The organism is Pseudomonas sp. B34(2017) (assembly GCF_002112915.1).
Taxonomy (GTDB): Bacteria; Pseudomonadota; Gammaproteobacteria; order Pseudomonadales; family Pseudomonadaceae; genus Aquipseudomonas; species Aquipseudomonas pharyngis.
In genome coordinates this window covers 72803-99190 of sequence record NZ_NEJA01000002.1, presented here as the reverse complement: position 1 = coordinate 99190, position 26388 = coordinate 72803, and the positions used below count along the sequence as shown (strand labels likewise).

The following is a 26388-nucleotide window of genomic DNA, read 5'->3' as shown; positions in this document are numbered from 1 at the left end:
CAACGGCGGTCTCTCATTGGCTACTGTCAGATCTAACAGGTTTAGATACCGTTCGTCGGATTATGGTGGCTGTTCAGGCAATTATCGGTTTCCGCCGACTTGACGTAGCGCTTACATTTGACGCTTCATGAAACCGGTTTCAGCACTACATTGCTAACGCTTTAATTCCAATAACAAGGTCGCCATGACGTGAACGATTTCTCCGCCGCCCAGCGCAGCCGCGTCACCATGCTCGATGTCGCCGAATACGCAGGCGTGTCCAAGGCCAGCGTCTCGCGCTTCATTGGTGACGACCGCGCCCTGCTCTCGGATGCCATCGCCCAGCGCATCGAGCAGGCAATTGCCGAACTCGGCTATCGCCCCAATCAAATGGCCCGCGGCCTGAAACGCGGCCGCACGCGCCTGATCGGCATGCTGGTGGCCGATATCCGCAACCCTTATTCGATTGCCGTGATGCACGGCGTGGAAACCGCCTGCCGCCGGCACGGTTACAGCCTGGTGGTGTGCAACACCGACCGCGATGACGAGCAGGAACGTCAGCACCTGGCGCTACTGCGCTCCTACAACATCGAAGGGCTGATCGTGAACACCCTGGGCCATCATCGGGATGAGCTGGATGAGTTGAAGCGGGAAATGCCGCTGGTGCTGGTGGATCGCAAGGTCGACGGGCTCGACAGCGACATGGTTGGGTTGAACAACCCGCAAGCCGTCGAAATGGCGCTCGAACATCTGCAGCAGCGCGGCTATCGCGATGTGCTGCTGGTGACCGAAGCCTATGACGGTACCAGTTCGCGGATCGAGCGGGTCAGCAGTTTTCAGCAGCAGATTGGCCAGCGCAAAGACATGCGAGGCGCGGTACTGGAAACTGATTCGAGCCTTGTGAACGATCTTCAAACCTTTTTGAACACACCTGATAACGGCCCGAAAGCCCTGTTCTGCGCCAATGGCGTGGCGGCGCTGGCTTGCACCCTGGCGCTGCGCGAGATTGGCTGCCGGTTGTTCGAGGATGTCGGGCTGATCGCCCTGGATGATCTGGACTGGTATCCGTTGGTGGGCAGTGGGATTACTGCTCTTGCTCAACCGACGGAGGAGATTGGTGCGCGGGCGTTTGAGTGTTTGCTCAAGCGTTTGCGTGGGGATGATGAAGCGGCGCGTACGCTGGATTTTGCACCGATGCTGATCGAGCGCGGCTCAACGCTCAGCAAGGCGGAATAAGGCCCTGTGGGGCCACCAAAAAATTTTTGAACAAAAATGAAACCGGTTTCAGAGGTAGATAACAATGAATAAACCTGCCGTTTCCATCAGCCTGTCCAGCTACGGCGCCGACCTCGTTCGCCGTCGTGGCCAGGCTTCGTTCCTCGAAGTGCTGGCCGCTGCCGGCGCCAATCGCATCGAATGGCGTGAAGAGCTGCTGACCAACGAAGTCCCGGAACAACTCTCCACCGCCACGCAAGCTCAAGGCCTGCAAAGCATCTATTCCTCGCCGACCGAACTGTGGCTGGCCGGTCAGTCGCGGCCTAATCCCGAACTCATCACCGCGCTGCAGAACGCCGAAGCGTTTGGCTCGAAGTGGCTGAAGGTGTCGCTGGGTTTTTTCACCGACAACAACGATTTGCAGACGCTCGCGCAAATCCTTGCGCAAAGCCCTGTTCAACTGCTGGTAGAGAATGACCAGACCCTGCACGGTGGCCGCATCGAACCGTTCCAGCGCTTCTTCGCCGCCGTCGAGCAACACAACTTGCCAATCAAGATGACCTTCGACATCGGCAACTGGCAGTGGCAGGACCAGTCCGCCACCAGCGCCGCACGCTTGTTGGGCCGTCATGTCGGTTACGTGCATTGCAAAGCCGTGGCCCGCCGCGCCGACGGCAAACTGGTAGCGGTTCCACCTGCCGCCAGCGACCTGCATCTGTGGGAACAACTGCTGCGGCACATGGCCCAAGGGGTCATGCGCGCCGCCGAATACCCGTTGCAGGGCGATGACCTGGTGCAACTCACCACCGAACACGTCGCCGCCCTCTCCCGCCTCGGCCAATCCCGTCTGGAGACTGCTCATGTCTGAGATCGATATTCTGTCGTTCGGCGAAACCATGGCCATGTTTGTCGCCGAACAGAGCGGTGATCTGGCCTCGGTCGAGCAGTTTCACAAACGGATTGCCGGGGCCGACAGCAATGTCGCCATCGGTTTGTCACGGCTGGGTTTCAAGGTGGCCTGGCTGAGCCGGGTCGGTGCCGATTCGCTGGGACGATTTGTCGTCGAAACCCTGGCTCGCGAAGGGCTGGATTGCAGCCATGTCGAAGTGGACAACGCGCACCCGACCGGTTTCCAGCTCAAGTCACGCAACGATGACGGCAGCGATCCGACGGTCGAGTATTTCCGTCGTGGCTCGGCGGCCAGTCATCTGTCATCGCAGTCGATCAACCCGACGTTATTAAGCGCCCGACACCTGCACGCCACTGGCATTCCGCCGGCGCTGTCCGCATCGGCCCAGGAAATGTCCCGTGAACTGATGACCCGCATGCGCAACGCCGGGCGCAGTGTGTCGTTCGACCCGAACCTGCGCCCGAGCCTGTGGGCCAGCGAACGGGAGATGATCACCGAGATCAACCGCCTCGCCGCCCTCGCCCACTGGGTGTTGCCGGGGTTGAGTGAAGGTCGCTTGCTGACCGGTTTTGAAGATCCGGCGGATATCGCGGCGTTTTATCTCGATCAGGGTGCCGAAGCCGTGGCGATCAAGCTCGGGCCGCAGGGTGCGTATTACCGCACGCATCTGGATCAGGGGTTTGTCGCCGGGGTGCCGGTCCAGACCGTGGTCGATACGGTCGGCGCCGGGGATGGTTTTGCGGTCGGGATGATCAGTGCCCTGCTGGAGCACCAGAGTTTTCCCGAGGCCGTCAGACGCGCCAACTGGATTGGCAGTCGCGCGGTGCAGAGCCGTGGCGATATGGAGGGTTTGCCGACCCGATCCGAACTTCTAGCTCATCGTTCCCACGCTCCTGCGTGGGAATGCAGCCCGTGACGCTCTGCGTCACATGGGACGCGGAGCGTCCCCGGAGGCATTCCCACGCAGAGCGTGGGAACGAGCAACATCCAATCAATTGAACCTGCTGCGACAAAAACAACAAGCTCAGGAGCAAGACCATGAAAACCGTAACCCTCGCCACCCGCCGCTGGTGGTACATCATGCCGATCGTGTTCATCACCTACAGCCTGGCGTACCTGGACCGCGCCAATTACGGATTCGCTGCTGCGTCCGGAATGGCTGAGGACCTGATGATCACCCCAGGCCTGTCTTCGATGCTCGGCGCGCTGTTCTTCCTCGGTTACTTTTTCTTCCAGGTGCCCGGCGCGATCTACGCGCAAAAGCACAGCGTGAAGAAGCTGATTTTCGTCAGCCTGATCCTCTGGGGCGGGCTCGCCACGCTGACCGGCGTGGTCTCCAACGCCTATTGGCTGATCGTCATCCGCTTCATGCTCGGTGTGGTCGAAGCGGCGGTGATGCCGGCGATGCTGGTGTACCTGTGCCATTGGTTCACCCGTGCCGAACGCTCGCGGGCCAATACCTTTCTGATCCTCGGCAACCCGGTAACCATGCTGTGGATGTCGGTGGTTTCAGGCTATCTGGTGCAGCATTTCAGCTGGCGCTGGATGTTCATCATCGAAGGTCTGCCGGCGGTGCTTTGGGCATTTATCTGGTGGAAACTGGCCGATGATCGTCCGGCCCAGGCCAAGTGGCTCAACGACCAGGAAAAGCACGATCTGGAAAGCGCACTGGCGGCCGAACAGGTCGGCATCAAAGCCGTTAAGAACTACGCCGAAGCCTTCCGTTCGCCGAAGGTGATCATTCTGGCGCTGCAATTCTTCTGCTGGAGCATCGGCGTCTACGGCTTCGTGCTGTGGCTGCCGTCGATCCTCAAGGCCGGCGCGCAGATGGACATGATCGAGGCCGGATGGCTGTCGGCCCTGCCTTATCTGGCGGCGGTGATCGGCATGCTGCTGGTGTCGTGGGGCTCGGACAAACTGCAAAAGCGCAAACGCTTTGTCTGGCCGCCGCTGCTGATTGCCTCGGTGGCGTTCTACGGCTCCTACGCTTTGGGCGCGGAGCATTTCTGGTGGTCGTACACGCTGCTGGTGATTGCCGGTGCCTGCATGTACGCGCCGTACGGGCCGTTCTTCGCCATCGTCCCGGAGATCCTGCCGGCCAACGTCGCCGGCGGCGCCATGGCGCTGATCAACAGCATGGGCGCCCTCGGTTCGTTCGGCGGATCGTATCTGGTCGGTTACCTGAACAGTTCCACCGGCTCGCCCGGTGCTTCGTACCTGTTGATGAGCGGCGCACTGATGCTCTCGGTGGTGCTGACCATTTTTCTCAAGCCCGGCGCGAGCGACCGGGTGACGGCCAAGCGTGTCGCACCGCGTCCGCTGCCGACCCATTCCTGAATTGAAAGAGAGATGACTGCGATGAAAAAGCAGGTTGTGTTGTACAAGAAACTGTCGCCGGCGCTGATGGCACGCCTTGAGGAACAGGTCGATGTGACGCTGATCGACAGCCTCGACGCCGATGGCCTGATGAAACTGCGCGACGCCCTGCCCGGTGCCCACGGCTTGCTCGGCGCGAGCCTGAAGCTGGACGCGGCCCTGCTCGATCTGGCACCGCAGCTGGAAGCGATTTCCAGCGTCTCGGTGGGCGTCGACAACTACGACATCGACTACCTGACCCGGCGCAAAATCCTGCTGACCAACACCCCGGACGTGCTCACCGAAACCACCGCCGACACCGGTTTCGCCCTGATCCTGGCCACCGCCCGGCGCGTGGTCGAACTGGCGAACATGGTGCGCGGCGGCCACTGGCACCGCAGCATCGGCCCGGCGCATTTCGGCACCGATGTGCATGGCAAGACCCTGGGCATCATCGGCATGGGGCGGATTGGCGAGGCGTTGGCGCAGCGGGGACATTTCGGGTTCGGGATGCCGGTGATCTATCACAGCCAGTCGCGCAAACCGGCGGTTGAAGAACGTTTCGATGCGCAGTACTGCAGTCTGGAGGATCTGTTGCGGCAGGCGGATTTCATCTGCCTGACCCTGCCGCTGACGGCGCAGACTGAAGGTTTGATTGGCGCCGAACAGTTTGCGTTGATGCGCCCGGACAGCATCTTCATCAACATTTCCCGGGGCAAGGTGGTGGATGAGGCCGCGCTGATCGACACCTTGCGCCATAACCGGATTCGCGCGGCGGGGCTGGATGTGTTCGAGCGTGAGCCGCTGAATCATGACTCGCCGTTGTTGCAGTTGAACAATTTGGTGGCGACACCGCACATGGGCTCGGCAACCCACGAAACGCGCGAGGCGATGGCGCGGTGTGCAGTGGAGAATCTGTTGGCGGCGTTGGCTGGGGAAAAACCCGCCAACCTGGTGAATCCTCTCCACTGATGATCGTTCCCACGCTCTGCGTGGGAATGCCTCAAGGGACGCTCCGCGTTCCAGCTCTGGAAGGGACGCGGAGCGTCCCGGGCTGCATTCCCACGCGGAGCGTGGGAACGATCAGGAGGAAACCCTCAGGCACTGCGCACTTGCAGAAGCTGCGCAGCACAAAGGGCAATCCGCGAACACGCATCCGCCAGTTTCACTCTATCCACCACCAGCCCGATGCGAATATGCCCCGCCGCACTGGGCCCGAACGCTTCCCCCGCCAGCACCGAAACCCCATACCCCTCCAGCAGCCGCTCGGCAAAGTCCTGCGCGCCGAGCCCGGTCTGGCGCACGTCGACCATTACAAACATCCCGCCATCCGGCTTGATCGGGTACAACCCCGGACACCCACGCAACCGCTCGCACACCAGATCCCGACGCAAGCGGTATTCCTCTCGCATCTGCGTCACTTCCGGCAGATCTTTCTCCAGCGCTATCTGCGCCGCTTTCTGCACAAAGTCCGGCAGACCAAACAGCATGCTCAGCGACAGATTCACCAGATGCTCGGCCAACGGCTTCGGCCCGATCATCCAGCCGATCCGCCACCCGGTCATCGCATGGGATTTGGATAGGCTGTTAATGGTCGCCGTGCGCTCGGCCATGCCCGGCAGGCTCGCCGGGCTGATGTGCTCGCCTTCGTATAACAATTCGCTGTAGACCTCGTCGCTGATCAACCACAAGTCATGACGAATGCACAGCGCTGCCAGCTCCTGCCAGATCAACAGCGACAGACTGGCGCCGGAAGGATTGTTGGGGCTGTTGAGCAGCATGGCGCGGGTTCGGGGCGTGATTATTGCCGCGACATCCGCCGGATCGACGCGAAAACCATTCTCCGGACGAACCGGCACAGGCACCACGGTTGCGCCGCAGGCACCGAACACGCCTTCGTAGGTCACGTACATCGGTTCGGCAACGATCACTTCATCGCCCGGATCCAGCAGACATTGCGCCACCGAATACACCGCGCATTGCGCGCCGGGCAGTACGATCACATGCTCGGCATTCACATTCTGGCCGCTGTTGCGTCGATGGCGCTCGGCGATCTGCTTGCGCAGCTCCAGCCGGCCGCGCACGTCGGAATAATGGGTATCGCCCGCCAGCAGGCTGTCGATGGCGCCGTGGATGATCGGCAGCGGCGTATCGAAATCCGGATCACCCACGGACAGCAGCAAGACATCAATGCCCTCGGCGCGCAGCTCCAGCGCTCGGTCGTGAATCCGCCAGGCCGCTGCTCCCTCCCCGGCGATTCGTTGGGTCAAGGCTGAATAGCGCATGTACGTCTCCTGATTGCGCGGTCTCCAGCCTTCACCCTAGGTCAAATCACAAAGCGCGCCACCATCGCGCTCCCTCCTTCCAGCCGATGCGATGAAACTCTTGGAAAACTAAACACTTTCGACCTCCGAATGCACTGATGTCTACTGTCAGAGTTGACAGTATCGAGGCACGCGGAAGAGTTTTAGTATCCGTGGCACCTATCTGAATCAAGGCATTTTTGAACGCCAAGGAGAAATTGATATGCAAGCCACCCCGCCAGCGCCAACACTTCCGCCTGATCTGGAAAATGGCCTCGTCGATACAAAGTATCTCGATGAACATAACGGAGAACTTATCGTCACCTTCAAGCATGACGGTACTGCCCCCCCACCCGATATTATCCAAGTTTATCTAGAAGCGACTGCTAACGTACCTTCCACCCCGGTGTACGCCGGTAAATTCAAAGACCCAGAGGAAATCAAGGTCCCTTTTTCAAAGGCTGTATTCAAAGAGAAAGGCAATGGAATTCGCTATTTTTACTACAATTGGATGTTCCCAGACGGGTCTCGAAGCCCGCTATCACGTGCTGCACGGGTAACGGTGCTAATTCCCTAAAACCAATCGTCGGGCTCGATATCCGAGCCCGTCATTTCAAATCACAAAGCGCGCCACCATCGCATTCAAATCCACCGCCAGGCGCGACAGTTCGTGGGTCGCGGCGCTGGTTTGATTCGCGCCGGCGGCCGATTGGGTGGCCAGGTCGCGAATGTTGACCAGGTTGCGATCGACCTCGCGGGACACCTGCGCCTGCTCTTCCGAGGCGCTGGCGATCACCAGGTTGCGCTCGTTGATCTGGTGAATCGATTGGGTGATCTGCTCCAGTGCAACACCGGCGGCGCGGGCCATTTCCAGGGTGGTCTGGGTGCGCTGGTTGCTTTGCTGCATCGACGAAACCGCTTCACCGGTTCCGTTCTGGATGCCGGCGACCATTTTTTCGATTTCCTGGGTCGATTGCGCAGTGCGATGGGCCAGTGCGCGAACTTCGTCCGCTACCACCGCGAATCCGCGCCCGGCTTCACCGGCACGGGCCGCTTCGATGGCGGCGTTGAGCGCCAGCAGGTTGGTCTGTTCGGCGATGGCGCGGATCACGTCCAGCACCTTGCCGATATCGCGGCCCTGTTCGGCCAGGCCTTCGATCATCTGTGCGGTGTTCTGCACGTCGTAGGTCATGGTCTGGATCGCGTCGACGGTTTTCACCACCTGATCGCGACCTTCACGGGCGGCGTGGGTCGACTGGTTCGAGGCTTCGGAGGTCGACACTGCGTTGCGTGCCACCTCTTCCACCGCAGCGGTCATTTCGTTGACGGCGGTGGCGGCCTGTTCGATTTCGTCGTTCTGCTGTTGCAGGCCACGGGACGCTTCTTCGGTCACGGCGCTGAGTTCTTCAGCAGCAGCGCCCAGTTGCGTGGCGGAGCCGGCGATCTGTTCGATGGTTTTGCGCAGGTTGGTCTGCATCGCCGCCAGCGCTTCAAGCAGGCGCGCCGGTTCGTCCTTGCCGTCGATTTCGATGGCTTTGGTCAGGTTGCCGCCAGCGATGGTTTGCGCGGCAGCGACGGCGCGGTTCAGCGGCGTGACGATGCTGCGGGTCAGCAGCCAGGCCAGCAATACGGTCAACAACGCGGCAATCACAGACACGGCGATGATGCCGGTAATGGCACTGTTGTAATACTCACCCGCCTGAGTGGAAGCGGTCTTCGCGTCGGCGGCGTTGATCGCGATCAGCTTGTTGAGTTGTTCGCCCATCTTGTCGGTGCCGTCCTTGATCTTCGTGTTGATCAGGGCGCGCATCTCGTCGAGCTTGTCCTGGCGCGACAGCTCCATCATCTGGTTCTGCGCTTGCACATAGTTGTCGAGAGTCGTCGAAAACTCCTGATATAACGCGCGTTCCTCCGGGCCGGCCGGCAGTACTGCGTAACTGGCCTGGGCAGCGCGCACCTTGTCCACCAGCACACCGATGCGGGTCTGGGCTTCCTGCAAACCGGCCGGTTCGCGGTTGACCAGAATGCGGAACGACAGAATACGCAGACGCAAGACGTTTTCCGTGACCACGGCGAGTTGGGTGACGCTTGGCAACTGCGTCGAGTCCATCTCCAGGGAAGCCTGACGGATGATCGACATGCGGTTGACGGCGAACACGCCAAGCACGATCACCAACAAGGCAATGAAGGCAAAACCGAGGAAGGCACGGGGCGCGATATTCAGATTACGCAGGGACATAGGAGGACTCTCGGATAGTTGAAACTACGAGCGTCCATGCCGTTATCACGGGCCCGTGGGCGGGCTTCGTTCCGGCGTCACTGTTCTGGAAAATCTTGTGTGCGCCTGATTTCTGTATCGGCCAGGCTTGAGGAAGTTTGCGGGGAAAGATGAAATATTTTTCACGGCGCTGCGGGTGTTTCAGCGCTGAAACACCCGTTGTTTCAAATGATGACTGACAGGTCAGGCCGGAGTTGCAATACGCCATACGCGAGCAATATCTGTTGCACGTTCACGCAACAGGCGCGGGGCTTCGGCGCAGGCCTGTTCCAGGGAAATCGGGCCGCTGGTGACCGCGAATGCAGCGTCAATGCCGTGATGGTAGAGCGCTTGATAGCCCTCACCGAGGGTGCCGGCGATGACGATCACGGGGACGCCGTGTTGCTTGGCGATCCGCGCCACGCCAAACGGGGTTTTGCCGCGCAGGGTCTGGGCATCGAAGCGCCCTTCTCCGGTAATCACCAGATCCGCGCCCTTCACAGCGTCGGCCAGACCGACCAGCTCGGCGACCACTTCGACACCGGCCTGGAATCGCGCACCGAGAAACGCCTTGGCGGCAAAGCCCAATCCACCTGCGGCACCGCTGCCCGGTTCATCCCGTACATCCTTGCCCAGCGCTTGCGCGCAGAGTTCGGCGAAGTGACCGAGGGCCTGATCCAGTTGTTGAACTTGCGCCGGTGATGCGCCCTTTTGTGGGCCAAAAATCGCCGAAGCGCCGTGGGGGCCGCACAGTGGATTGTTGACGTCAGCGGCGATGTCGAAACGGACGTGAGCCAGACGTGGGTCAAGTTCGCTCAGGTCCAGACGTGCGAGTTGCGCCAACGCCAGACCTCCCGGCACCAGCGATTGCCCTTGAGCATCCAGCAGTTTCACGCCCAACGCTTGCATGGCGCCGGCGCCACCGTCGTTGGTGGCACTGCCGCCGATGGCCAGAATGACTCGCTGCGCGCCGGCATCCAGCGCGGCGCGGATCAGCTCACCCGTGCCGAAGGTGCTGCTGATGCAGGCATCACGCTGCCCCGGCGGCACCAGTTGCAAGCCGCTGGCCTCGGCCATTTCGATGATTGCGGTGTGGTTATGCGGCAACCAGCCCCACGCAGCTTCAACTGCCGAACCCAACGGGCCACGCACGCGAGTGCGGCGCAATTCGCCTTCGCACGCGGCGAGAATCGATTCCACCGTGCCTTCGCCACCGTCGGCCATCGGGCACTTGACCAGCGTCGCCTGCGGCCAGACCTGCGCCAGGCCCAACGCAATGGCTTCTGCAACGCCTTGGGCACTCAGGCTGTCCTTGAACGAATCGGGGGCGATGACGATTTTCATGCGAATTCTCCAGTTCCAATGCCCTCATGCTGCCAGTCGCTTTGCCCGTTGACGCCTGTCCGCTGCACAAGTCGTGCAGGCGTTTATTGTTCATTTCGACAAATCGTCGGTCTGCGGCAGCAATTGCACACCCAGATACAGCGCCAGCATCCCGTCGAGCTTCAACGGATCGACCCCGCTCAACTCGGCAATCCGCTCCATCCGGTAACGCAGGCTGTTGCGGTGAATGCCCAAGGCATCCGCGCAAGCCTGGCTCTGCCCGTCGTGATCGCACCAGCTGCGCAGGGTCGCGAGCAACTGGCCGTTGCTGTCCTTGGCGATCACCTTGCGCAACGGTTTGAGCAGTTCATCCAGCGCATCATCGTTGCGATGGCGCCAGAGCATCACCGGCAAACGATAGCGATTGAGGGTCAGCAGCCGTGAGCGCGGCAGCACTTCGCGGCCATAGGCGAGCAAGTCGCCGACCCGCCGATAACAGCGGCGCAATCCGGCCAGACCATCGGCCTGCCCGCCCACTGCGATGCGCAGGATGTTCCAGCCCAGGCCATCGAGTTTTTCCAGCAGGCGATCATGCTCAACGTTCTGACTCGCCGGCCGGCACCAGAGCAGCGACGACTTGGCCGAACTCACGCACCAACTGTCCGGATAGCGCGACATCAACCAGGCACTCAGCGCCTCGACGGTTTGCCCCGGCCCGTGTTCCAGACCCAGCTCGAACAGATACGGCACTCGCGTCAGTTGCGGTTTGAGCCCGAGTTGCTGGGCCTCGTCGACCAGCCTTGGCGAATCTCCCGCCTCACTCAACAGCAACGCCAGCAAGTCATCGCAACGTTGCCGCCGCCATTGCTGTTCGGATTGCTGGTTGCGCTGGCCCACCAGCATTTCAGCGGTCATGCGCACCAGCTCGGCGTAAGTACGCAGTTGCTCCGGCTCGCCGGTGATGCCGAGTACGCCGATCAAACGCTGATCGAGCAGCAGCGGCAGATTGATCCCCGGCTGCACGCCTTTGAGATGCACCGCCGTCTGCGCGTCAATCTCCACCACCCGCCCGTTGGCCAGCACCAGTTGCGCGCCCTCGTGGCGGGTGTTGATGCGCTCCGGCTCGCCACTGCCGAGGATCAGCCCCTGGCTGTCCATGACGTTGACGTTGTACGGCAAAATGGCCATGGCCCGGTCGACGATGTCCTGGGCGAGGTCGTGATCGAGTTCGAACATAGGGGCTGGAATCCTTGAAAACAGGCGCGGACGGTTGTTCACCCGCACAGGGTCTGGCGGCAAACCCTGTGCTCAGGCACAAAGACAATCCGGCCAAAGGTGGCCGAGACTCTCAGGGCGATCAACGTTACCCTTTGCATCGCAAAAAATCATAATAAAGAGAGAGCCGCCATGTCGCAGAGCGCCGCTGCCGCCCAGACCATCGTTGACGATAAAAATGCCGTCTACAAACGCATCACCCTGCGTTTGATCCCCTTCATCTTCATCTGCTACCTGTTCAACTACCTCGACCGGGTCAACGTTGGATTTGCCAAACTGCAGATGCTCGACGCGCTGAAATTCAGCGAAACCGTGTACGGCCTCGGTGCCGGTATCTTCTTCATCGGATACGTGCTGTGCGGCGTACCGAGCAACCTGGCGCTGACCAAATTCGGGCCACGGCGCTGGATCGCGCTGATGATGATCACCTGGGGCACGCTGTCGACCTGCCTGCTGTTCGTCACCACGCCAACCCAGTTCTACACCCTGCGCCTGTTCACTGGCGCCGCCGAAGCCGGGTTCTTCCCGGGTGTTGTGCTCTATCTCTCGCAATGGTTCCCGACCTTCCGCCGTGGCCGGATCATGGCGCTGTTCATGTCGGCGATCCCGGTGTCCGGCCTGCTCGGCAGCCCGTTTTCCGGCTGGATCCTCAATCACTTCGCCGCCGGCCAGGGCGGTTTGGCCGGTTGGCAGTGGATGTTCCTGCTGCAAGGCATTCCGACTGTTGTGTTGGGCGCACTCGCCTACTTTCTGCTCAGCGACAACTTCGCCAACGCCAAGTGGCTGACCCCTTACGAGCGTTCGGTGCTGGAAGCGGACCAGGCCGAAGACCTGGCGAACAAACCGAAAACCACCTCCGATTCGCTGATCGCCGTTTTCAAGAACCCGGCCATCTGGGCGTTTGGCTTGATCTACTTCTGCATCCAGAGCGGCGTGTACGCGATCAACTTCTGGCTGCCGTCGATCATCAAGAACCTCGGCTTCAGCGACAACCTGGTGATTGGCTGGTTGAGTGCGATTCCGTATCTGTTGGCCGCCGTGTTCATGCTGGTAGTGGGTCGTTCGGCGGACTTGCGTAAAGAACGTCGCTGGCATTTGGTGGTGCCGATGTTGATGGGCGCTGTCGGCCTGCTGATCGCGGTGAACTTCGCGGCGAATCCGGCGATTGCGATCCTCGGCCTGACCATCGCGACCATGGGCGCGCTGACCGGTCTGCCGATGTTCTGGCCGGTGCCGACTGCCATGTTGAGCGCGGGTGCTGCGGCGGGTGGTCTGGCGTTGATCAACTCGATGGGGCAGATGGCCGGGTTCTTGAGCCCTTACCTTGTGGGTTGGGTCAAGGACAGCACCGGGTCGACGGATGCGGCGTTGTATCTGCTGGCGGGGGTGATTGTTGGCGGGAGTCTGCTGGCGTTGCGGATGACGCGGACGTTGCGGGCCTGATTATTGGCAGGCACACAAAAACGGCCCATCTCGGGCCGTTTCTCGTTTAGATCGTTTCCACGCTCTGCGTGGGAATGCCTCAAGGGACGCTCCGCGTTCCAGCTCTGGAAGGGACGCGGAGCGTCCCGGGCTGCATTCCCACGCGGACGGTTCGACGCCTCGACGTGGGAACGATCAGGCTAAGGATCTGGCTAGAGCGGTGTTTCTGGCTTCAACTCCAGATTATCCAGCGCCCGGTTCACCGCCAGTTCACTCAGCATGATCAGTTGCGAGATGCCCAGCAGCACATGCCGCTGCGAGCCGTCCACCAGCCCGGCGAAGTCAGTGGCCATGGTTTTGGCGCAAGTCAGGGTTTCAGAGGCATCGGCCAGCAGTTCTTCGCTGTCGATGCCGGGGGCGATGAGGTAGCGGGTGTTGGGTTTGAGCAGCGGTTTTCTGGGGAGCAGCGGATTGAGGTAGTGGTCGAGGGCGCGTTCGGCGGCTTCGTGGAATTTCTTGGAGTCGAGGGTTTCGTAGGGTGAGGTTGTATCGGTTTCGGGTGGGTTGGGTGTTGGTTTGATCACGTTTGAATCTCCAAATCAGAAAAATGGAGCCATCAAACTTCGCTACCAAACGAAGAGGTGGTGGCCATACACGGGTTGGTAGACCGGTGACTTGGAGAACCGGCGCGCTCGAAAACGCCCCACGCATGGCCACCATAAAAGCACGGACGGATGAGCGTCCGAATACGGTGAATTGCGCAACAAGTCAGATCCGGGCTACCAAACCCGATCGCTGCATTTCAGCGACGGGACAACGATAAAACCCGGCCCATAAGCGCACAAGCCGGCGGATTCTGGCGCAGTCGTAGGCAACGGCGCAAGGTTGTGTAGCCTGGGGTGCGTGTCTGAACGTGTCCTTTAAACACCCCTCTTAAACACCCCTACTCCGATCGTTCCCACGCTCCGCGTGGGAATGCAGCCCGGGACGCTCCGCGTCCCTTCCAAAGCCGAACGCGGAGCGTCCGTGGAGGCATTCCCACGCAGAGCGTGGGAACGAGCGTCACACACTGTTTTTTGCATCCAGCTCAAGCACCAACCCACCCGGCATCTGCACAAAAATCTGCCAGATCCCATCTTCCGGCACCTGCGCCACCTGATACGGCAACCCACTCCCCTGCACCCGCTTCAAAACCGCCGCCGCGTCTTCATCGGTGCGAAACGCAATATGACTCAACGCCGCCTCATCCAGCGCGGGCTGCTCAATCACATGCACCAACGCCTGCGCATCCTGATACAACCACCGCCCCGGAAACGGAAACGGCGGCCGGCGCCCCGGCGTCAGCCCCAGTAACCCACCAAAAGCGTCCTGCAGCGCCTGACCGTTAGCGGTATTGAAGGCCAGATGATCAAATGTCCACGTCATGTCTGTCTCCTGCGGTTATTCAGGATTCCAGTATCTGCGCTTGCCAATCCCGGAAAAATCCCGCAAAACGCCAAGGATCTTCAACGGATTTTTACTAATGAGCTCAATCCTCGATCTGGAAATCTTCGTCCGCACCGCCGACTCCGGCAGCATTTCCGCCGCCGCCCGGGCTCTGGAACTGACCCCGGCCGCCGCCAGCATCGCGCTGAAACGCCTGGAAACCCGCCTCGGCATCCGCCTGTTCGCCCGCTCGACCCGCAGCATGCGCCTGACCGAAGAGGGCCGACGCTATCTGGAAAGTGTGCGTCTGGCGCTGGCCACCCTGGCCGAAGGCGAGCAAGCGCTGAAGCAGCAAACCGAAGGCCTGAGCGGCGTGCTGCAACTGGCAGCGCCGTCGGATTTCGGGCGCAATGTGCTGTTGCCGTGGCTGGACGATTTCAAGCGCGAGCATCCGCACATTCAGCTGCAATTGCTGCTCAACGACCGGCATGCGGATCTCTTTCGCGAAACGGTGGACGTGGCGCTGCGCTTTGGCGTGCCAAGTGATTCGACGCTGGTGGCGTTGCCGATTCTGCCTGATCATCGCCGTGTGGCTTGCGCCAGCCCTGCGTATCTGGAACGGCACGGCACGCCGCAAAACCCTGCCGAATTGAGCAAGCACAGCGCCCTGCTCTATCTGCGCAACGGCCGGCCTTACAACACCTGGCGCTTCCATCGCGAAGACGAAACCGTCGAGGTCGAAGTACGCGGCGACTACCTCAGCGACGACGGCGAAGTCGCCCGCCGCTGGGCGCTTGCCGGGCACGGAATCGCCTACAAGGCCTGGCTCGACGTCGCCGAAGACGTGCGCGCCGGGCGGCTGCTGACGCTGTTCGATGACTGGCATGGCGAGAGCGTGCCGTTCAATCTGCTGTGCCCGCACCGGGTGCAGGTGTCGGAACGGGTCAAGGTGTTGCAGGCGTTTTTGCGCCAGCGCTGCGAGGCGTTGCGCCGATAAATTCACTTTGCCGCGCCGGGCGCTTCTGGTATTTGATGGAAGCTTTCCCACCGACAAAAGGATTTCGGCATGAGCTATCGCACACTGGGTCACTCGGGGTTGCAGGTTTCCACTCTCACCCTTGGCACGATGATGTTCGGCGAGCAGACCAGCGCGGAAGACTCGCTGCGCATCATCGACAAGGCCTGGGATCAGGGCATCAATTTCATCGACACGGCTGACGTCTACACCAATGGCCGCTCGGAAGAGATCGTCGGCGAGGCCATTGCCCGTCATCGGCATGAATGGGTGCTGGCGACCAAGGTCGGTTTCGGCCCGGTGGACGGCGTGCCGAACCGCAGCGGTCTGAGTCGCAAGCACATTTTCAATGGTCTGGAGGCCAGCCTGACCCGGCTCGGCACCGACTACCTCGACATCTATTACCTGCACCGCGAAGACCACAACACGCCGCTGGAGGTGACGATCTCGGCGATTGGCGATCTGATTCGTCAGGGCAAGATCCGTTATTGGGGCCTGTCGAACTACCGTGGCTGGCGGATTGCCGAGGTGATTCGAGTGGCGGACAAACTCGGCGTTGATCGCCCGATCATCAGCCAGCCGCTGTACAACATCGTCAACCGTCAGGCCGAAACCGAGCAGATCACCGCCGCCCAGACCTACGGCCTCGGCGTGGTGCCTTATAGCCCGCTGGCCCGTGGCGTGCTCAGCGGCAAGTACGCACCGGACGTAACCCCGGACGCCAACAGCCGCGCCGGGCGCCAGGACAAACGGATTCTGGAGACTGAATGGCGGGTGGAGTCGTTGCGCATTGCCCAGCAGATTCAGCAATACACCCAGGAGCGTGGGGTCGGGATTGTCGAGTTTGCGATTGCCTGGGTGCTGAACAACGGCGCGGTGACCTCGGCGATTGTCGGGCCGCGTACTGAAGATCAGTGGGATGCGTATACCAAGGCGCAGGCGGTGAAGATTACGGCCGAGGATGAGGCGTTTATCGACTCGCTGGTGACGCCGGGCCATGCGTCTACGCCGGGGTTTAATGATGTGAGCCATTTTGTGTCGGGGCGTAAACCGCATCAGGCTTAAGCACCTATGCTTCGACACAGGTTCCCGCTCTCACGGGACCTGTGTCGAATGTTGGAAATATTGATCACTCGGCCAATATTCACCACAAAAACCACGTATCCTGCGCGCCCCGTTTCACCATCATCCCCGCGAGGACAGTTTGTCTAAAGGCATCGCTCTATCGGTAACAGCCTCAACGCTGTTTGCCGTCATGTATTACTACACCTCGTTACTCACCCCGTTGAGCGGCGTGGAAATTTTCGGTTGGCGGATGCTGCTGACCGTGCCCTGCATGACCGTGTTCATGCTGGTGTCCGGCGAATGGCGGCGGGTGCTCGAGCTGCTGCGCCGGATCCCTGCGCTGCCGAAGTTGATCGGCAGCCTGATTCTTTCGTCAGCGCTGCTGGGCGTGCAGTTGTGGCTGTTCATGTGGGCGCCGCTCAATGGCTACAGCCTTGATGTGTCGCTGGGTTACTTCCTGCTGCCGTTGTCCATGGTCCTGACCGGACGCATCGCTTATGGCGAAAACCTGTCGTATCTGCAAAAAGTCGCGGTGTTTTTTGCCAGCCTCGGCGTGTTGAACGAGTTGTATCAGGTCGGCGGGTTTTCCTGGGCGACGCTGGTGGTGGTCGTTGGCTACCCCCTGTACTTCGTGCTGCGCAAATACCTCAAGACCGACAACCTTGGCGGCTTGTGGGTCGACATGACCCTGATGCTGCCGGTGGCGTACTGGTTCGTGCGCGGCGGTGAACAGGGTTTCGGCGTGTTCGATCAGTACCCGGCGCTGACGTGGCTGATACCGCTGCTCGGTCTGATCAGTGCCTCGGCGCTGGTGGTCTACATCATCGCCAGCCGTTTGTTGCCGTTCAGTCTGTTTGGTTTGTTGAGTTACGTTGAGCCGGTGTTGCTGCTCGGTGTTGCGCTGCTGCTGGGCGAAAGCATCAAGCCCGGCGAATGGCTGACCTACATCCCGATCTGGCTCGCGGTGGTGGTGCTGGTGTTTGAAGGGTTCAAGCACCTGATGCGCCAACGGCGCCCATAAGACGCGCAATAAAAAGCCCGGCCTGCACAATTGCAGGCCGGGCTTTTTTACATCTGATACGGATTACTCGGTAGCGAGTACGCCACGACGCACCTGGTCACGTTCGATCGATTCGAACAGTGCCTTGAAGTTGCCTTCACCGAAACCATCGTCGCCCTTGCGCTGGATGAATTCGAAGAACACCGGGCCCATCAGGGTTTCCGAGAAGATCTGCAGCAGCAGACGCTTGTCTTCTTTATCCGAGGCGCCGTCGAGCAGAATGCCGCGCGATTGCAACTGATCAACAGGCTCACCGTGGTTCGGCAGGCGGCCTTCGAGCATTTCGTAGTAGGTGTCCGGCGGCGCGGTCATGAAGCGCATGCCGATCTTCTTCAACTGATCCCAGGTCTTGACCAGGTCGTCGGTGAGGAACGCCACGTGCTGGATGCCTTCGCCGTTGAACTGCATCAGGAACTCTTCAATCTGCCCGGCCCCCTTCGACGACTCTTCGTTGAGCGGGATGCGGATCATGCCGTCCGGCGCGGTCATCGCTTTCGAGGTCAGGCCGGTGTATTCGCCCTTGATATCGAAGTAGCGGATTTCGCGGAAGTTGAACAGCTTCTCGTAGAAGTTCGCCCAGTAGGCCATGCGGCCCCGGTACACGTTGTGGGTCAGGTGGTCGATGATCTTCAGGCCGGCACCGACCGGGTTGCGGTCAACGCCTTCCAGAAACACGAAGTCGATGTCATAGATCGAGCTGCCTTCGCCGAAACGGTCGATCAGGTACAGCGGCGCGCCGCCAATGCCTTTGATCGCCGGCAGGTTCAGTTCCATCGGACCGGTTTCGATGTGGATTGGCTGAGCACCGAGTTCCAGAGCGCGGTTGTAGGCCTTCTGCGAATCCTTGACCCGGAACGCCATGCCGCAAACGGACGGGCCGTGTTCGGCCGCGAAGTACGAAGCAACGCTGTGGGGTTCGTTGTTGAGGATCAGGTTGATCGCGCCCTGGCGATACAGGTGCACGTTCTTGGAGCGGTGGGTCGCGACCTTGGTGAAGCCCATGATCTCGAAGATCGGCTCCAGGGTGCCAGGTGTCGGCGATGCGAACTCGATGAACTCGAAGCCCATCAGGCCCATTGGGTTTTCGTATAAATCTGCCATGGTTGGCGCCTCATCATTCTTATCAATTAACCAGAGTTATTTGTCAGTAATGCTGAGACCAGTGGGTGGCGCACAGGAGATGCCACGCACACTGCGGGCGAGGAAGTCACCGTAGATCAGTTGAAACCCGAATATCTTCATTGTCGACCCAAGGCTCTTGCGGGCGAGGCTTCTGCTGCCAGAAGACGATTATTATTGTATGCGTAACCCGATTCTACACAGCGTAAATAGGGTTGTCTGCCCTCTCTATAAAATCCGCTTTTTTCGGCCCGGTGCAAGGGGTTTGTTGCACAGCCAGATGCCCGCCAGAAAGTTCCGCGCCTATTCAACGCCGCCCGGCAGAGCCCGAACATTCGCTATCGCTACGCGCAGTTGCTCACACCCTCGATGCCGTTGGCCGGGGCGATGCGATGACCGTGGTAGCCTAAGGTTCGTTGCCTTCCGACCCAGCAAGCGACTGCTATCCCCTGCAGTCACTCGACAGGTGGGTCTGGCGGTGCTGGATCAACGTCAGGCCTCGCCCGCCACGCTGGCGTTCATTCAACTGGCAACTCGGCTGGATTACCGTTGAGCGGCGCGGGTGCCATTGGCCATCTATCATGGGCTCAGACCTTGGGCTTTGCGCGCACGCTTCTCCTGCAATCAAGAGCCCCACTCCATCGCGACAGGATGCGCCCATGCCACTGACCGTCAGGCCCCGCCGCAAGCGCAGCACCCGGATTATCGTGACATTGCTGTGTGGCCTGCTGCCGATCGTACTCGGCAGCGTCATTCTCTATATGCAGGCTGAACGCGCCCTCCAGCAGAGTTCGCAACACACCGCCGATGAAGCCTTGCGACAGTTCGAACTGATGCTCGACAACACTGCCCAGGCCGCCCGCGAACTGTTGCCTTTGGCCGGCCAGACCTGCGAAACCGTCAAACTGGCCTTGCGCGAACAAGTCACCCGTCGCCCGTTCGTGCGCTCGACCAATCTGGTATGGGACGACAATCTCTATTGCAGTTCGCTGTTCGGCGATTTCAAGGAAGCCGTGAATCCGGGCGACTACGCACAGGGCAAGTTGTGGCTCATGAACGGCAACCCGGTGACGCCCGACACCGCGCTGCTGGTGTATCGCCTGAGCGAGGGCCGCGGTGGCGCGCTGACCACGCTGGACGGCTACCACCTGAGCAACATTCTGCGCCTGATCGGCCGGCATACATTGTTGTTGCTGCAAGTCGGCAACAACTGGCTCTCCGCCGACGGCAAAGTGCATCAAGGCGTCCTGCCTGCATTGCCGGTTGCACAAAGTACCTTGCACTCATCGCACTATGCGTTCACGGTCACCGCCGCGTTTGCGGAAGGCGAGACCTGGCGCTACATGAAAGATGAATATCCGCCGCTGTTCAGCCTGCTGATTTTCTTTGGTGCGGTGTCCGGGGCCATCGGCTACATCGTGCAGAAGCGCTCCACGTCGCCAAGCCACGAAATGCTTCGGGCACTGGAGGCGGGAGAATTCATTCCCTACTTCCAACCGGTGGTGCACGGCGACAGCAAACGCTGGTCAGGTGCGGAAGTGCTGATGCGCTGGAACCATCCCAAGGAAGGGCTGGTGCGTCCGGACCTGTTCATACCCTTTGCCGAACATTCCGGGCTGATCGTGCCAATGACCCGCGCTTTGATGCAGCAAACGGCTGTCATCCTGGGGCCGCAGTCACCGACCTTCAAAGCGCCTTTCCACATTGGCATCAACATCACCGCCAGCCACTGCCACGATCTGGAACTGGTGGAGGATTGCCGTGAATTTTTGTCAGCTTTCCATCCCGGCAGCATCAGCCTGGTCCTGGAGCTGACCGAACGCGAGCTGATCGAACCATCCGACATCACCCAACAACTGTTCGCAGAGTTGCGTGCGATGGGGGTGAAGATCGCGATTGACGACTTTGGCACCGGCCATTCAAGCCTCGGCTACTTGAGAACCTTCAATGTCGACTTCCTCAAGATCGACCAGACATTCGTGGCCATGATCGATAAGGATGCCCTTTCCCGGCACATTCTGGACACCATCATCGAGCTTTCCACCAAGCTGGATCTGGGCATCGTGGCCGAAGGTGTGGAAACGCAAGCCCAATGTGATTATCTGGCCGCCCACCATGTCAACTTTCTGCAGGGCTACCTTTTCGGCAAGCCCATGCCGGCGGCCGACTTCATCGAAGCATTAACTCATCATTAACTTGTCTGGATAAATCCTGTCACGCCGACAGCCCGCACCAAATTGATACAAAACAGCGTTGTTGTTACATGAAGAAAAAGTCAGGATTTACTCTTGTCGCATTAACTACTACAATTTTTCTTACCTGTTGCAAGATGGGCAGGTGAGCCATTATCACCGAGTCGCTTCAAGGCTCTTGGCTTATAGCTTTGTTTGCGGTTGGTATCAGCCAAACACACTATTGGAGTAAAGATATTGTCCAGACTCGCTGAATTTCGTGCAGCTGAAAAGGCCCTTCAGGAACAGCTCAAGCAGCTGGAGTCGCTGAAGAATGATGCCGGGCTCAAGAAAGAAATCGAATTCGAAGAAAAGCTCCAGGGGCTGATGAAAACCTACGGCAAAGGCCTGAAAGACATCATCGCCATTCTCGATCCGAACCCGGCGAAATCCGGTCTGCAACTGACCGCCGCACCTAAAACCCGCCGCGCTCGAGTGGTCAAGGTCTATCAGAACCCGCACACTGGCGAACTGATCGAGACCAAGGGTGGCAACCATCGCGGCTTGAAAGCCTGGAAGGAAAAATACGGTGCAGCTACCGTTGATTCCTGGTTGCGCGGTTAATCTCTCGCAAACATGAAAGCCCTGCATATGCAGGGCTTTTTTTTGGACAATATTTAACAAATGAAACGATTTTTCTGGCGGGAAAGTTGTTTCTCAAACCGCTCCCGCACTGAAACTATGCTTCGGAATGTTGCCCCCAGCACCCAAGATTAACTTTATGTTTAATCAATTCAGGTATCTAACACCACGCCGACCACGAACAGACGACTAAAATTTCAAGCTGTTTCGCGCAGCCACTATGTCGTCGCCGCTGGCTTTATAAACCTCCGCCTGCCCGGCATACGAAAGTACGTACGCTTTATCTGCCTCGACCGCTGCAACCAATGTTTGCGACAACACATGGCGACCGTTTTCAGTCACCGTACAAGTGGTCTCAAGCGCTGTCAGCGAACCGAGCGTACTCGGATGAACCCTGTTGCAGACACTCTGATAACCGCTCTGGAAAAAGTCTTTCTGCACCGACTTGCGCATCTCCAGTAACACGCCCTGCAAGTTGACCTGGTGGCCACTTTCCACACGGGTCATCGTCAACTCCATCACCATCACCTGATTGCCATCGGCGTCAGTCTTCACTGCGCGCTGACGCGAGACCTCAGGCGAGGTTTCGGGCAGCGCCTCGACCTCCCAGCCGGCGGGCCAAGTGATGCTCGGCGCTTCGGCAAAGGCCGGCAGAGCAAGCAGGGAAAAACCCAGGAAAACGAACAGCGATTTGAACGGTCGGATCATTACCAGAGGCACTCGCGGATTGAGCCGTAAAGTCTGAGGCTCGCCCGCTCACAGGGCAAGCCCGCGCTTTCGGTTTGGCGATGCTGCCAGGCATGCGTATCATTGCGCCCATTCACTCGCCCCAATTTGTTACGGAGGGCTCATGAGCCTGCAAGAACTGAACACCTTCCCCGGCGTCACCGCCACCCCGGACAGCGCAACCCGCAACTTCGTGTTCAACCACACCATGCTGCGCGTCAAAGACATCACCAAGTCGCTGGATTTCTACACCCGCGTACTGGGTTTCTCGCTGGTAGAGAAGCGTGATTTCCCGGAAGCGGAATTCAGCCTGTACTTCCTCGCCCTGGTCGACAAATCGCAGATCCCGGCCGACGCCGCTGCCCGCACCGAGTGGATGAAGTCGATTCCCGGCATTCTGGAACTGACCCACAACCATGGCACCGAGAACGACGCAGAGTTCGCCTACCACAACGGCAACACCGACCCACGTGGTTTCGGTCACATCTGCATCTCGGTACCGGACATCGTCGCTGCCTGCGCGCGCTTTGAAGAACTGGGCTGCGACTTCCAGAAGCGCCTGACCGATGGCCGCATGAAGAGCCTGGCGTTCATCAAGGATCCGGATGGCTACTGGGTCGAGATCATTCAGCCGGCACCGCTGTAAAGCTGAAACGGGGTAGAAAGCACCCCACAAAGAAAAAACCCCATCATCGCTGATGGGGTTTTTTCTGTTTCAGGCCCGGGATTTACGCCGGAGCCGAAGTGCGGATCAAGTGATCAAAAGCGCTGAGAGAAGCCTTGGCACCCTCGCCCACCGCAATCACGATTTGCTTGTACGGCACGGTGGTCACGTCACCGGCGGCGAAGATACCGGGGATCGAGGTTTCACCGCGATTGTCGACGATGATCTCGCCGCGCGGCGACAGCTCGATGGTGCCTTTGAGCCAATCGGTGTTGGGCAGCAGACCGATCTGCACGAAGATCCCTTCCAGCTCGACCGTGCGCGACTCGTCAGTATTGCGATCCTTGTAGCGCAGACCGTTGACCTTCTGGCCATCGCCGGTGACTTCAGTGGTCAGCGCACTGGTGATCACGGTGACGTTCGGCAGGCTGTGCAGCTTGCGTTGCAATACGGCGTCGGCGCGCAGCTGTACGTCGAACTCCAGCAAGGTGACGTGAGACACGATACCGGCCAAGTCAATGGCCGCTTCGACGCCGGAGTTACCGCCGCCAATCACCGCCACACGCTTGCCTTTGAACAGCGGACCGTCACAGTGCGGGCAGTACGCCACGCCTTTGTTGCGGTATTCCTGCTCGCCCGGCACGTTCATTTCACGCCACCGCGCGCCGGTCGCCAGAATCACGCTCTTGGCCTTGAGGGTCGCGCCGCTGGCAAAGCGGACTTCATGCAGCTCGCCATTCTTGCCGGGGATCAGCTTGTCGGCGCGTTGCAGGTTCATGATGTCGACGTCGTACTGCTTGACGTGTTCTTCCAGCGCGGTCGCCAGTTTCGGGCCTTCGGTTTCCTGCACGGAAATGAAGTTCTCGATGGCCATGGTGTCCAGCACCTGACCGCCGAAGCGCTCGGCTGCAACACCGGTGCGAATGCCTTTACGTGCGGCGTAGATCGCCGCCGAAGCACCCGCCGGGCCACCGCCGACTACCAGCACATCAAAAGACTCTTTGGCGCTGATTTTCTCGGCCTGACGCACGATGGCGCCGGTGTCGAGTTTGGCGAGGATTTCTTCCAGGCCCATGCGGCCCTGGCCGAAGTTTTCGCCGTTCAGGTAAATGCTCGGCACAGCCATGATCTTGCGATCGTTGACTTCGTCCTGGAACAGCGCACCGTCGATGGCGACGTGGCGGATGTTCGGGTTCAGCACGGCCATCAGGTTCAGTGCCTGAACGACGTCCGGGCAGTTCTGGCAGGACAGCGAAAAATAAGTCTCGAAGTTGAACTCGCCCTTGAGCGAGCGGATCTGTTCGATCACTTCGACACTGGCCTTCGAAGGGTGGCCGCCGACTTGCAGCAGGGCCAGCACCAGCGAAGTGAATTCATGGCCCATCGGAATGCCGGCGAAACGCAGGCTGATGTCGGCACCGGGGCGGTTGATCGAGAACGACGGCTTGCGTGCATCGTCGCCGCTGTCGATCAAGGTAATTTGGTGCGAAAGACTGGCAACATCTTTCAGCAGGTCGAGCATTTCACGGGATTTCGCACCGTCGTCGAGTGAGGCAACGATCTCGATCGGCTGGGTGACCCGTTCCAGGTACGATTTCAACTGGGCTTTAAGATTGGCGTCCAACATACGGGCGATCTCCTGACTTTATTTGAGGCGAAAAAAAGCCCGAGCGAATCTCGCCCGGGCTTTTCTATTGGGCGGTGCAGCTTACTTGAGTAGGTGCGGAATCCCGCCCTGCATTGCGTTTGTCACAGACTTAGATCTTGCCGACCAGGTCCAGGGACGGAGCCAGAGTGGCCTCGCCTTCTTTCCACTTGGCCGGGCAAACTTCGCCTGGGTGAGCAGCGACGTACTGAGCAGCCTTGATTTTGCGCAGCAGCTCGGAAGCGTCACGGCCAACGCCGCCATCGTTCAGTTCAACGATTTTGATCTGGCCTTCAGGGTTGATCACGAAGGTGCCACGGTCAGCCAGACCTGCTTCTTCGATCAGCACGTCGAAGTTGCGGGAGATGACCTGAGTCGGGTCGCCGATCATGGTGTACTGGATTTTGCCGATGGCTGGCGAAGTGTTGTGCCAGGCAGCGTGAGCAAAGTGGGTGTCGGTCGAAACGCTGTAGATCTCTACGCCCAGCTTTTGGAAGGCGGCGTAGTTGTCAGCCAGGTCTTCGAGTTCGGTTGGGCAAACGAAAGTGAAGTCGGCCGGGTAGAAGAACACTACGGACCATTTGCCTTTCAGGTCAGCGTCCGAGACTTGTACGAAGTCGCCGTTTTTGAACGCGGTAGCTTTGAACGGTTTTACTTGGCTGTTGATGATAGGCATTGATGACTCTCCGTCAGGGTTGTGAATTCGATGGGTGAATCCTACCCAGTCACTCGACGGATGGCTCATTGGCAAACCTGATGCTGCTGATTTGTTTTCGCTATTAGCTGAGGATATTAATAGAAGAAAACGATATCTACGGCGACAGCGGCTTATCCGTAATCCGGGCCATCCCGTGAAAGGGGCTCGCTTCAACATAGCGCATGGCGGACTTCATATCCTTCCAGCCCACGTAACTCATCAACGATTTGAGATCCCAGCCGCTTTGATGGGCCCATGTCGCGAAGCCGCGGCGCAGAGAATGGCTGGTGTAGCGCTCGGCAGAGATTCCCGCGCGCTCCAGAGCCTGGCGCAACAAAGGGATCACACTGTTGGCGTGCAAGCCCTCTTCGCTCAGATTGCCCCACCGGTCGACGGCGCGAAACACCGGGCCCCGCACCAGCGCCGCTTCGGTGATCCATTCGATATAAGCCTGCACCGGGCACAACTTCAGCAGCGCCGGGGCCTGATAGGTCTGCCCGAGGTTTTCCCGATCGCCCTTACTGCGCGGCAGGTACAGGGTGATGCCGCTGCCGGCGTGCGCCTGCACGTGCTCGATCTGCACCCGACACAGCTCATCGCTGCGAAAGCCACGCCAGAAGCCCAGCAGGATCAACGCGCGGTCGCGGCAGGCTCGGAGCAGCACCGGCCGGTCCTGTTGCTCCCGGGCGCCTTTCATTTCCTGCTCAAGGCAGGCGACGGTCTGCTCAAGATCGCGCAGCTGGAGTGGCTCGGCCTGTTTTTCCTGCGCGGGATGCAGGGCGCGAATGCCCTTGAACACTTTGCGCACCACCGGCGACCTGGTGGGATCGGCGAAGCCCTGACTGTTATGCCACTGCGCCAACGCCGACAGACGCAACTTCAGCGTGTTGACCGACAGCACGCCGGCATGCGCCACCAGATACCGCGCGATGCTGTCCGCTGTCGCGGGCAGGAATCCGCCCCATACCGTTTCGAAATGCTCGACGGCCGCACGATAGCTGCGGCGAGTGTTGTCACGGGTGGCGGCTTGCAGATAGCGATCGATATCGCTCATGGGCTGATTTTCTCGTGGCGTACTGAGGTTTTTTGCGGAAACCGATTTTATGGGTTTCACATGGGG

General features: G+C 59.8%; 24 protein-coding genes and 1 pseudogene. 14 read left to right on the top strand and 11 right to left on the bottom strand.

Annotation, left to right across the window (positions count from 1 at the left end):
* Positions 1–189: 189 nt before the first annotated feature.
* The 5 genes from CAF80_RS06030 (at position 190) to CAF80_RS06010 (ending at position 5431) form a co-directional block, all read left to right on the top strand.
* Positions 190–1215, top strand: a complete 1026-nt coding sequence (locus CAF80_RS06030; protein WP_039768692.1) for a LacI family DNA-binding transcriptional regulator — start codon at positions 190–192, stop codon at positions 1213–1215.
* 64 nt (positions 1216–1279) lie between these two features.
* Positions 1280–2062: a sugar phosphate isomerase/epimerase gene (locus CAF80_RS06025; protein WP_085666981.1), complete on the top strand. Its 783-nt coding sequence runs from the start codon at positions 1280–1282 to the stop codon at positions 2060–2062.
* The gene (locus CAF80_RS06020) at positions 2055–3020 is read left to right on the top strand and encodes a sugar kinase (protein ID WP_039768696.1); all 966 of its coding nucleotides are present in this window, start codon (positions 2055–2057) and stop codon (positions 3018–3020) included. Before CAF80_RS06025 ends, CAF80_RS06020 begins: the two co-directional genes overlap by 8 nt.
* Positions 3021–3142: 122 nt before the next feature.
* Positions 3143–4441 (top strand): MFS transporter, encoded by a 1299-nt coding sequence (locus CAF80_RS06015; RefSeq protein WP_085666980.1) that lies wholly within the window; start codon positions 3143–3145, stop codon positions 4439–4441.
* A gap of 21 nt (positions 4442–4462) precedes the next feature.
* Entirely contained in the window at positions 4463–5431 is a 969-nt protein-coding gene (locus CAF80_RS06010; protein WP_085667250.1) for a D-glycerate dehydrogenase, read from the top strand.
* 125 nt (positions 5432–5556) lie between these two features.
* On the opposite strand, the gene CAF80_RS06005 is transcribed toward CAF80_RS06010, so the two are convergent.
* Complete coding sequence (locus tag CAF80_RS06005) at positions 5557–6744, bottom strand: pyridoxal phosphate-dependent aminotransferase (RefSeq protein WP_085666979.1); 1188 nt, start codon at positions 6742–6744, stop codon at positions 5557–5559.
* A 241-nt stretch (positions 6745–6985) separates the two neighbouring features.
* On the opposite strand from CAF80_RS06005, the gene CAF80_RS28500 reads away from it, so the two are divergent.
* Positions 6986–7339 carry a hypothetical protein gene (locus tag CAF80_RS28500; protein WP_139831662.1) on the top strand — a complete coding sequence of 118 codons (354 nt, stop codon included), beginning with the start codon at positions 6986–6988 and terminating at the stop codon, positions 7337–7339.
* A 36-nt stretch (positions 7340–7375) separates the two neighbouring features.
* Here the strand turns inward: CAF80_RS28500 and CAF80_RS05995 are convergent, their stop codons facing one another.
* From CAF80_RS05995 to CAF80_RS05985, 3 genes are all read right to left on the bottom strand, one after another.
* Positions 7376–9001: a methyl-accepting chemotaxis protein gene (locus tag CAF80_RS05995; protein ID WP_085666977.1), complete on the bottom strand. Its 1626-nt coding sequence runs from the start codon at positions 8999–9001 to the stop codon at positions 7376–7378.
* A 222-nt stretch (positions 9002–9223) separates the two neighbouring features.
* The gene (locus tag CAF80_RS05990) at positions 9224–10363 is read right to left on the bottom strand and encodes a glycerate kinase (protein WP_085666976.1); all 1140 of its coding nucleotides are present in this window, start codon (positions 10361–10363) and stop codon (positions 9224–9226) included.
* Between the two features lie 90 nt (positions 10364–10453).
* On the bottom strand, positions 10454–11578 hold the full coding sequence (locus tag CAF80_RS05985; RefSeq protein WP_039768706.1) for a sugar diacid recognition domain-containing protein: 1125 nt from the start codon (positions 11576–11578) through the stop codon (positions 10454–10456).
* A gap of 171 nt (positions 11579–11749) precedes the next feature.
* On the opposite strand from CAF80_RS05985, the gene CAF80_RS05980 reads away from it, so the two are divergent.
* A complete protein-coding gene (locus tag CAF80_RS05980) occupies positions 11750–13060 on the top strand; it encodes an MFS transporter (RefSeq protein ID WP_074690481.1) in 1311 nt (436 codons plus the stop codon).
* A 191-nt stretch (positions 13061–13251) separates the two neighbouring features.
* Here CAF80_RS05980 and CAF80_RS05975 read toward each other — a convergent pair whose 3' ends face one another.
* Together CAF80_RS05975 and CAF80_RS05970 are read right to left on the bottom strand one after the other, a co-directional pair.
* Positions 13252–13623, bottom strand: a complete 372-nt coding sequence (locus CAF80_RS05975; RefSeq protein WP_039768710.1) for a DUF6124 family protein — start codon at positions 13621–13623, stop codon at positions 13252–13254.
* Positions 13624–14101: 478 nt separating this feature from the next.
* Complete coding sequence (locus tag CAF80_RS05970; RefSeq protein ID WP_039768712.1) at positions 14102–14464, bottom strand: hypothetical protein; 363 nt, start codon at positions 14462–14464, stop codon at positions 14102–14104.
* 97 nt (positions 14465–14561) lie between these two features.
* Between CAF80_RS05970 and CAF80_RS05965 the strand changes: the two genes are divergently transcribed.
* The 3 genes from CAF80_RS05965 to rarD all read left to right on the top strand — a co-directional run bounded on the left by CAF80_RS05965 (position 14562) and on the right by rarD (position 17565).
* Complete coding sequence (locus CAF80_RS05965; RefSeq protein WP_074690480.1) at positions 14562–15461, top strand: LysR family transcriptional regulator; 900 nt, start codon at positions 14562–14564, stop codon at positions 15459–15461.
* 69 nt (positions 15462–15530) lie between these two features.
* Positions 15531–16544 (top strand): aldo/keto reductase, encoded by a 1014-nt coding sequence (locus CAF80_RS05960; protein ID WP_039768715.1) that lies wholly within the window; start codon positions 15531–15533, stop codon positions 16542–16544.
* 139 nt (positions 16545–16683) lie between these two features.
* The gene (rarD, locus tag CAF80_RS05955; RefSeq protein ID WP_039768717.1) at positions 16684–17565 is read left to right on the top strand and encodes an EamA family transporter RarD; all 882 of its coding nucleotides are present in this window, start codon (positions 16684–16686) and stop codon (positions 17563–17565) included.
* A 63-nt stretch (positions 17566–17628) separates the two neighbouring features.
* Here the strand turns inward: rarD and hppD are convergent, their stop codons facing one another.
* A complete protein-coding gene (gene hppD / locus CAF80_RS05950) occupies positions 17629–18705 on the bottom strand; it encodes a 4-hydroxyphenylpyruvate dioxygenase (protein ID WP_007958955.1) in 1077 nt (358 codons plus the stop codon).
* Between the two features lie 312 nt (positions 18706–19017).
* Between hppD and CAF80_RS29030 the strand changes: the two are divergent.
* The 3 genes and pseudogenes from CAF80_RS29030 to CAF80_RS05935 form a co-directional block, all read left to right on the top strand.
* A pseudogene (locus CAF80_RS29030) lies at positions 19018–19276 on the top strand (LysR family transcriptional regulator); the annotation flags it as partial.
* 106 nt (positions 19277–19382) lie between these two features.
* A complete protein-coding gene (locus CAF80_RS05940) occupies positions 19383–20918 on the top strand; it encodes an EAL domain-containing protein (protein WP_074690479.1) in 1536 nt (511 codons plus the stop codon).
* A 234-nt stretch (positions 20919–21152) separates the two neighbouring features.
* Positions 21153–21518 (top strand): histone-like nucleoid-structuring protein, MvaT/MvaU family, encoded by a 366-nt coding sequence (locus CAF80_RS05935; RefSeq protein WP_039768722.1) that lies wholly within the window; start codon positions 21153–21155, stop codon positions 21516–21518.
* A 207-nt stretch (positions 21519–21725) separates the two neighbouring features.
* On the opposite strand, the gene CAF80_RS05930 is transcribed toward CAF80_RS05935, so the two are convergent.
* Complete coding sequence (locus CAF80_RS05930; RefSeq protein ID WP_039768724.1) at positions 21726–22244, bottom strand: DUF4946 domain-containing protein; 519 nt, start codon at positions 22242–22244, stop codon at positions 21726–21728.
* 142 nt (positions 22245–22386) lie between these two features.
* On the opposite strand from CAF80_RS05930, the gene gloA reads away from it, so the two are divergent.
* A complete protein-coding gene (gene gloA, locus CAF80_RS05925) occupies positions 22387–22908 on the top strand; it encodes a lactoylglutathione lyase (RefSeq protein WP_039768726.1) in 522 nt (173 codons plus the stop codon).
* An 82-nt stretch (positions 22909–22990) separates the two neighbouring features.
* Here the strand turns inward: gloA and ahpF are convergent, their stop codons facing one another.
* The 3 genes from ahpF to CAF80_RS05910 form a co-directional block, all read right to left on the bottom strand.
* The gene (gene ahpF, locus CAF80_RS05920) at positions 22991–24553 is read right to left on the bottom strand and encodes an alkyl hydroperoxide reductase subunit F (protein WP_039768727.1); all 1563 of its coding nucleotides are present in this window, start codon (positions 24551–24553) and stop codon (positions 22991–22993) included.
* 130 nt (positions 24554–24683) lie between these two features.
* Positions 24684–25247, bottom strand: coding sequence for an alkyl hydroperoxide reductase subunit C (ahpC, locus tag CAF80_RS05915; protein ID WP_007958941.1), 564 nt, complete (start codon positions 25245–25247; stop codon positions 24684–24686).
* A gap of 136 nt (positions 25248–25383) precedes the next feature.
* Positions 25384–26322, bottom strand: coding sequence for a site-specific integrase (locus tag CAF80_RS05910; protein ID WP_134333546.1), 939 nt, complete (start codon positions 26320–26322; stop codon positions 25384–25386).
* Positions 26323–26388: the final 66 nt, after the last annotated feature.

What these genes read in the sequence shown, in the direction of transcription:
- ahpC (WP_007958941.1), bottom strand. Translation starts at nt 25,247, where the DNA reads ATGCCTATCATCAACAGCCAAGTAAAACCGTTCAAAGCTACCGCGTTC.
- CAF80_RS05970 (WP_039768712.1), bottom strand. Translation starts at nt 14,464, where the DNA reads ATGACGTGGACATTTGATCATCTGGCCTTCAATACCGCTAACGGTCAG.
- CAF80_RS05990 (WP_085666976.1), bottom strand. Translation starts at nt 10,363, where the DNA reads ATGAAAATCGTCATCGCCCCCGATTCGTTCAAGGACAGCCTGAGTGCC.
- CAF80_RS06015 (WP_085666980.1), top strand. Translation starts at nt 3,143, where the DNA reads ATGAAAACCGTAACCCTCGCCACCCGCCGCTGGTGGTACATCATGCCG.
- CAF80_RS06005 (WP_085666979.1), bottom strand. Translation starts at nt 6,744, where the DNA reads ATGCGCTATTCAGCCTTGACCCAACGAATCGCCGGGGAGGGAGCAGCG.
- CAF80_RS06020 (WP_039768696.1), top strand. Translation starts at nt 2,055, where the DNA reads ATGTCTGAGATCGATATTCTGTCGTTCGGCGAAACCATGGCCATGTTT.
- CAF80_RS06025 (WP_085666981.1), top strand. Translation starts at nt 1,280, where the DNA reads ATGAATAAACCTGCCGTTTCCATCAGCCTGTCCAGCTACGGCGCCGAC.
- hppD (WP_007958955.1), bottom strand. Translation starts at nt 18,705, where the DNA reads ATGGCAGATTTATACGAAAACCCAATGGGCCTGATGGGCTTCGAGTTC.
- CAF80_RS05985 (WP_039768706.1), bottom strand. Translation starts at nt 11,578, where the DNA reads ATGTTCGAACTCGATCACGACCTCGCCCAGGACATCGTCGACCGGGCC.
- CAF80_RS05910 (WP_134333546.1), bottom strand. Translation starts at nt 26,322, where the DNA reads ATGAGCGATATCGATCGCTATCTGCAAGCCGCCACCCGTGACAACACT.
- CAF80_RS28500 (WP_139831662.1), top strand. Translation starts at nt 6,986, where the DNA reads ATGCAAGCCACCCCGCCAGCGCCAACACTTCCGCCTGATCTGGAAAAT.
- CAF80_RS05995 (WP_085666977.1), bottom strand. Translation starts at nt 9,001, where the DNA reads ATGTCCCTGCGTAATCTGAATATCGCGCCCCGTGCCTTCCTCGGTTTT.
- CAF80_RS05930 (WP_039768724.1), bottom strand. Translation starts at nt 22,244, where the DNA reads ATGATCCGACCGTTCAAATCGCTGTTCGTTTTCCTGGGTTTTTCCCTG.
- CAF80_RS05965 (WP_074690480.1), top strand. Translation starts at nt 14,562, where the DNA reads ATGAGCTCAATCCTCGATCTGGAAATCTTCGTCCGCACCGCCGACTCC.
- CAF80_RS06010 (WP_085667250.1), top strand. Translation starts at nt 4,463, where the DNA reads ATGAAAAAGCAGGTTGTGTTGTACAAGAAACTGTCGCCGGCGCTGATG.
- gloA (WP_039768726.1), top strand. Translation starts at nt 22,387, where the DNA reads ATGAGCCTGCAAGAACTGAACACCTTCCCCGGCGTCACCGCCACCCCG.
- CAF80_RS05980 (WP_074690481.1), top strand. Translation starts at nt 11,750, where the DNA reads ATGTCGCAGAGCGCCGCTGCCGCCCAGACCATCGTTGACGATAAAAAT.
- ahpF (WP_039768727.1), bottom strand. Translation starts at nt 24,553, where the DNA reads ATGTTGGACGCCAATCTTAAAGCCCAGTTGAAATCGTACCTGGAACGG.
- CAF80_RS05960 (WP_039768715.1), top strand. Translation starts at nt 15,531, where the DNA reads ATGAGCTATCGCACACTGGGTCACTCGGGGTTGCAGGTTTCCACTCTC.
- CAF80_RS05940 (WP_074690479.1), top strand. Translation starts at nt 19,383, where the DNA reads ATGCCACTGACCGTCAGGCCCCGCCGCAAGCGCAGCACCCGGATTATC.